Source organism: Kineococcus gurbantunggutensis, from assembly GCF_050871925.1.
Classification (GTDB): domain Bacteria; phylum Actinomycetota; class Actinomycetes; order Actinomycetales; family Kineococcaceae; genus Kineococcus.
In genome coordinates this window covers 1-5,327 of record NZ_JBJLSG010000236.1, presented here as the reverse complement: position 1 = coordinate 5,327, position 5,327 = coordinate 1, and the positions used below count along the sequence as shown (strand labels likewise).

Genomic DNA, 5,327 nt, shown 5'->3' with positions numbered 1-5,327 from the left:
GGGGGTGGTGCCGGCGGGGGGCGGGGGGCGGGGGGGGGGGGGGGGGGGGGGCGGGGTCGGGTGCGCGGGGCTGCGGCCCGCCGGGCCCGCCGCCGCGCTGGACCCGGCCGAGGCGCTGGCGTGCGCGCGGCGCCTGGAGCGGGCGGTCGCCGAGCCGGTGCGGGTGGAGGCCTACGACGCGCGCGTGACCGCCAGCACCGGCGTGGCGCCGGTGCCCGCGGGGGCGGGCGCGGCGGCGGTGCCGGCGGTGCTGCGCGCGGCGGACGAGGCGATGTACCGCGCCAAGCGCGCCGGGGGCGGCCCCGTGCTGGCGCAGGCGCCCGCCGGCGGCTGAGGGCGGGCGCGCGGGGCCGGTGCGCCAGGATGCCGGGTGTGACCCGCACCCCCGACGCACCCCCGTTCGGCCTGCTCCTGGACGTCGACGGCCCCATCGCCAGCCCGGTGACCCGCACGGTCAGCGCGCCGGGCCTGCTGGACAGCCTGCTGGAGCTGCTCGCCGCGGGCGTGCCGGTGGTCTTCAACACCGGCCGCTCGGACGCCTTCCTGCGCGAGAACGTGCTCGCCCCGCTGCTGGCGCGGGGCCTGCCGGAGCGGGCGCGGCTGCACGCGGTGTGCGAGAAGGGCGCGGTGCACTTCTCGGTCGCGCCCGGGGGGGCCGGGCCGCTGCACGTGGACGCGGACGTGGCGGTGCCGCCGGCGGCCGTGCGGGCGCTGGAGGACCTGGCCCGGCGCGACTTCGCGGACACGATGTTCGTGGACGCCGGCAAGCACGCGATGGTCTCGATCGAGCAGCGCGTGGAGGTGCCCAGCGCGGCGTACCTGGAGGCGCAGGAGCGCTACGACGCGGCGGCCCTGGACGTGCTGGCCGGGCTGGGCCTGGGCGCGGAGCGCCGCGGGGTGCGCCGCCCGGACGCGGCGGGGCGGGTGGACTGGCGGGTGGACCCCACGATCATCTCCACCGACGTGGAGTCGGTGCTGCTGGGCAAGGACCGCGGCGCGGCCACCGCGCTGCGCCTGCTGGCGCAGGACGGGCCGCTGCCGCGGGCGTGGCGCACGGCGGGCGACTCGCGCACGGACTACGCGATGGCGGACTGGCTGCACGCGCAGGGCCACGAGGTCGCCCACGTGGACGTGCGCCCCGCCGACGGGGTGCCGCAGACCCCGTACCCGGTGCTGGCGTCGTGGCGCAGCGTGCACGACGTGGCGGGGGCGGCGTGGCTGGCGCGGCTGGCGGCGGTGGTGCGCGGCGAGGCGGAGGACGACGCCGGTTTCGACGAGCACCTCGCGGGCTGAGCCACCGCGCGCATACTGGGAGTGTGGAGTCGAGTGCGCACAGTCGCCTGAGGGGCGACCTCCCGGCGGGTGCGCGCCGCCCGGCCGCCCCCTCGGGGCGCTCGTGAGGGACCTGGAGCGGCTGCGCGCGGCGGTCGCCGACCCCGCGCGCCTGGCCGCGGTGGACGCCTGCGGCCTGGACGGGCCCGGACGGGTCGCCGACCTGGAGGACGTCGTCGCCCACGTGGCCCGCGTCCTGCGCGCGCCCGTGGCGGCGGTCGAGCTGGTGCGCCCGGGCCGGCACTCCTTCCCCGCCGAGCGGGGCCTGCGCGCGCGGGTCGCCGAGCTGCCCGACGAGCTCAGCCCCGGCGCCCACGTCATCGCCACCGGCAGGCCCCTGAGCGTGGTCGACGCCCGCGCCCACCCCGTCTTCCGCCACCACCCCTTCGCGGCGCGCGGCTCGGTGCGCTCCTACCTGGGCGTGCCGCTGTCCGACGAGGACGGCTTCGTGCTGGGCGCGCTGTCCGTGGCCGACCGGCACCCGCGCCGCTTCAGCGTCGAGGACCGCGAGGTGCTGCGCAGCCAGGCGCACCTGGTGCGCACCCTGCTGGCCCTGCGCCGCCGGGTCGCCGCGCACGAGCGCGACGCCCGCCTGCTCGAGGCGCAGCGCGACGTCCTGCAGGCGGTGGCCGCCGGCCACCCCCTGCCGCGGGTGCTGGACCGGCTGGCCCGCCACGTCGAGGCGCTGCTGGGCCCGGACGTGCTGTGCGGGGTGATGCTGCTCGACGAGGACGGCACCACCATGCGCGACGGCGCCGGCCCGAGCCTGCCGGCCGCCTACCGCGCCGCCGTGGACGGGCTGCCCGTCGCCGAGGGCGTCGGCTCCTGCGGCACTGCGATGCACCGCTGCGCGGTGGTGGCCAGCGACGACATCGCCACCGCCCCTGAGTGGGCCGACTACCGCGAGCTGGCCGCCGAGCACGGCCTGGCGTCGTGCACCTCGCTGCCGGTGCTGGACGGCGACGGCACCCCGCTGGGCACGTTCGCGCTCTACCGGCGCACCCCCGGGCCGGTGCCGGTGGACGGCGTGGTGCCGGCCCTGCGCGACTTGACGCGGGTGGCGGTCGAGCGCGACCGCTCCGGCCGGCAGCTGGTGCGCCTGGCCACCGTGGACACGGTGAGCGGGCTGCTCAACCGCGCCGCGTTCCTGGAGCGCCTGCGCGCCGTGCTCGCCGACCCGCCCGCCCCCGGGACCGTGCACGCCGTGCTGCTGTGCGACGTGGACCACTTCAAGCTGGTCAACGACTCCCTGGGCCACGCCGCCGGCGACGCCTACCTGGCCGCGGCGGCCGACGCGCTGCGCGCGGAGCTGCGCCCGCGCGACGTCGCCTGCCGCTTCGCCGGCGACGCCTTCACCCTCGTGCTGCCCGACGTGGAGCCGGGCGAGGTGCAGCGCGCCGCCGAGCGGGTGGCGGCGTGCTTCGCGCTGCCCGTGCACGTGCCCGGCCACGTGGTGCACCTGTCGGTCAGCACCGGCCTGACCACCAGCGCCCTGAGCGGCACCCGCGACCCGGACCTGCTGCTGCGCGACGCCGACGAGGCGATGCACGCGGCCAAGCAGTCCGGCCGCGCCCGCGTGCACCGCTACGACGCGGAGGTGCGCACCCGCTCGGCGTCCCGGCGCGAGCTGGCCCTGGCGCTGCGCGAGGCGGTGGGCACCGACGAGTTCCACCTGCACTACCAGCCCGAGGTGGACACCGTCTCGGGGCGTCTGGTGGGGTGCGAGGCGCTGCTGCGCTGGACGCGCCCGGGCGTCGGGCCGGTCCCGCCGGCGGAGTTCGTCCCCGTCGCCGAGGGCAGCGGGCTCGTCGTGGAGCTGGGGCGCCGGGTGCTCACCGGGGCCTGCGCCCAGCTGGCGCGCTGGCGCGCGGAGCACCCCGGGGCGCGGGAGCTGACCGTGTGGGTCAACGTCTCCCCGCACCAGCTCGGCGACGAGGGCTTCGTGGACGTCGTCGCCGCCGCCCTGGCGGAGGCGGACCTGCCGGGCACGGCCCTGGGCCTGGAGATCACCGAGTCGGCCGTCATGGTCGACCCCGAGGCGGCCCGCTCGATCCTGGGCCGGTTGCGCCGGCGCGGGGTGCGCGTGGCGATCGACGACTTCGGCACCGGCTACTCCAGCCTGGCGACGCTGCGCACCCTGCCGGTGGACGTGGTCAAGATCGACCGCTCGTTCACCGCGCGCCTGGGGGAGGGGCCCGGGGACCTGCGCATCGTGGACGCCGTGGTGTCCATGGCGCACGCCCTGGACCTGGTGGTCGTCGCCGAGGGCGTGGAGCACGAGCACCAGCGCCGGGCGCTGCGCGCGCTGGGCTGCGACCTCGTGCAGGGCTACCTGCTGGGCCGCCCGGCCCCGGCCGAGCGCTTCGAGGAGCTGCTGGCCGCCCGCGGCCGGGTCCCGGCCTGACCCCCGCGGGAGCGGCGGCGGTGTCGGCGGCGGGAGCGGCGGCGGGACCGGCGCTGGCCCCGCCGGTGCCCGCCGCCGCCTAAACTCTCGCCCCGTGGCTCGCGTCGACACCCAGTACGAGGACCTGCTGCGGCACGTCGCGGCGAACGGCACGCCGAAGGCGGACCGCACCGGCACCGGCACCCGCTCGTGGTTCGGCGCCCAGCTGCGCTACGACCTGACCGCCGGCTTCCCGCTGATCACCACCAAGCGGGTGCACTTCAAGTCCGTGGCCCTGGAGCTGCTGTGGTTCCTGCGCGGGGACTCCAACGTGCGCTGGCTGCAGGAGCGCGGCGTGAGCATCTGGGACGAGTGGGCCGACGAGCACGGCGAGCTGGGCCCGGTGTACGGCGTGCAGTGGCGCTCCTGGCCCACCCCGGACGGCCGGCACGTGGACCAGATCGCCCAGGTGCTGCACACCCTGCGCACCGACCCGGACTCGAGGCGCATGGTCGTCTCGGCGTGGAACGTGGCCGAGCTGGGCAGGATGGCGCTGGCCCCGTGCCACGCGCTGTTCCAGTTCCACGTCGCCGAGGGGCGCCTGTCGTGCCAGGTGTACCAGCGCAGCGCCGACCTCTTCCTCGGCGTGCCCTTCAACATCGCCTCCTACGCGCTGCTGACGCACCTGGTGGCCGACGAGGTGGGCCTGGCCGTGGGCGACCTGGTGTGGACCGGCGGGGACGTGCACGTCTACGACAACCACGTCGAGCAGGTCGCCGAGCAGCTCAGCCGCGACCCGCACCCCTTCCCCGAGCTGCGGGTGCGCCCGGCGCCGCTGCTGGAGCGCTCCTTCGAGGACCTGGAGCTGGTCGGCTACGCGCACCACCCGGCCATCAAGGCGCCGGTGGCGGTCTGAGCGGCGGGCGCGGGGCCGGGACGGGCGGCGCGGTGGGCGGCGCGGTGGGCGTGCTGGGGCTGGTGTGGGCGCAGTCCACCGACGGCGTCATCGGCGGGGGCGGGACCCTGCCGTGGCGGGTGCCGGAGGACACCGCGCACTTCAAGGCCCTGACCACGGGCACCACCGTGCTCATGGGGCGGGCCACCTGGGAGTCGCTGCCGCCGCGCTTCCGCCCGCTGCCGGACCGGCGCAACGTCGTGCTCACCCGCGACCGCGCCTACCGCGCCCCCGGCGCCGAGGTCGTGCACGACCTGGACGCCGCCCTGGACGCGGCGCTGGCCGCCGGGGACGTGTGGGTGGCCGGCGGCGGGCAGGTGTACCGGGCGGCGCTGGCGCGCGCGCAGCGCCTGGTGGTCACCGACGTCGACGTGCGCGTGCCCGGCGACACCACCGCCCCGCAGGTCGGGCCGGGCTGGGTGCTGCGCGCGCAGGAGCCCGCCGCGGGGTGGGCCACCTCCAGCGCCGGGCCGCGCTTCCGGATCAGGACGCTGGAGCGCGCGGCCGGCTGAGGACCGCGCTGGACCCCTCGCGCCGGCCGCCGCGGCGTGCGACCGTGGAGCCCCGGGGGGGGGGGGGGGGGGGGGGCGGCGGGGCGGGCGGGGGTGGTGGTGTGGGTGTTGGTCTCGCAATTCTAGTATTAGGACGCCGGCCAGG

The 5,327-nt window shown here is 78.2% G+C and carries 5 protein-coding genes; all 5 read left to right on the top strand.

Annotated elements, in window-relative coordinates; genetic code table 11:
• Positions 1 to 334 (top strand): diguanylate cyclase domain-containing protein (locus tag ACRYR7_RS24005; protein ID WP_432574798.1); only part of this gene is annotated, 334 nt, incomplete at its 5' end.
• Positions 335 to 363: 29 nt separating this feature from the next.
• Complete coding sequence (locus ACRYR7_RS24000) at positions 364 to 1,293, top strand: hypothetical protein (RefSeq protein ID WP_432574797.1); 930 nt, start codon at positions 364 to 366, stop codon at positions 1,291 to 1,293.
• Positions 1,294 to 1,396: 103 nt separating this feature from the next.
• Positions 1,397 to 3,736, top strand: coding sequence for an EAL domain-containing protein (locus ACRYR7_RS23995; protein ID WP_432574795.1), 2,340 nt, complete (start codon positions 1,397 to 1,399; stop codon positions 3,734 to 3,736).
• A gap of 94 nt (positions 3,737 to 3,830) precedes the next feature.
• The gene (locus ACRYR7_RS23990) at positions 3,831 to 4,631 is read left to right on the top strand and encodes a thymidylate synthase (RefSeq protein ID WP_432574794.1); all 801 of its coding nucleotides are present in this window, start codon (positions 3,831 to 3,833) and stop codon (positions 4,629 to 4,631) included.
• Between the two features lie 32 nt (positions 4,632 to 4,663).
• A complete protein-coding gene (locus ACRYR7_RS23985; protein ID WP_432574792.1) occupies positions 4,664 to 5,182 on the top strand; it encodes a dihydrofolate reductase in 519 nt (172 codons plus the stop codon).
• Positions 5,183 to 5,327 lie beyond the last annotated feature (145 nt).

Excerpts from the sequence above, each read along its gene's own strand:
- ACRYR7_RS24000 (WP_432574797.1), top strand. The coding sequence starts at position 364 with ATGCCGGGTGTGACCCGCACCCCCGACGCACCCCCGTTCGGCCTGCTC.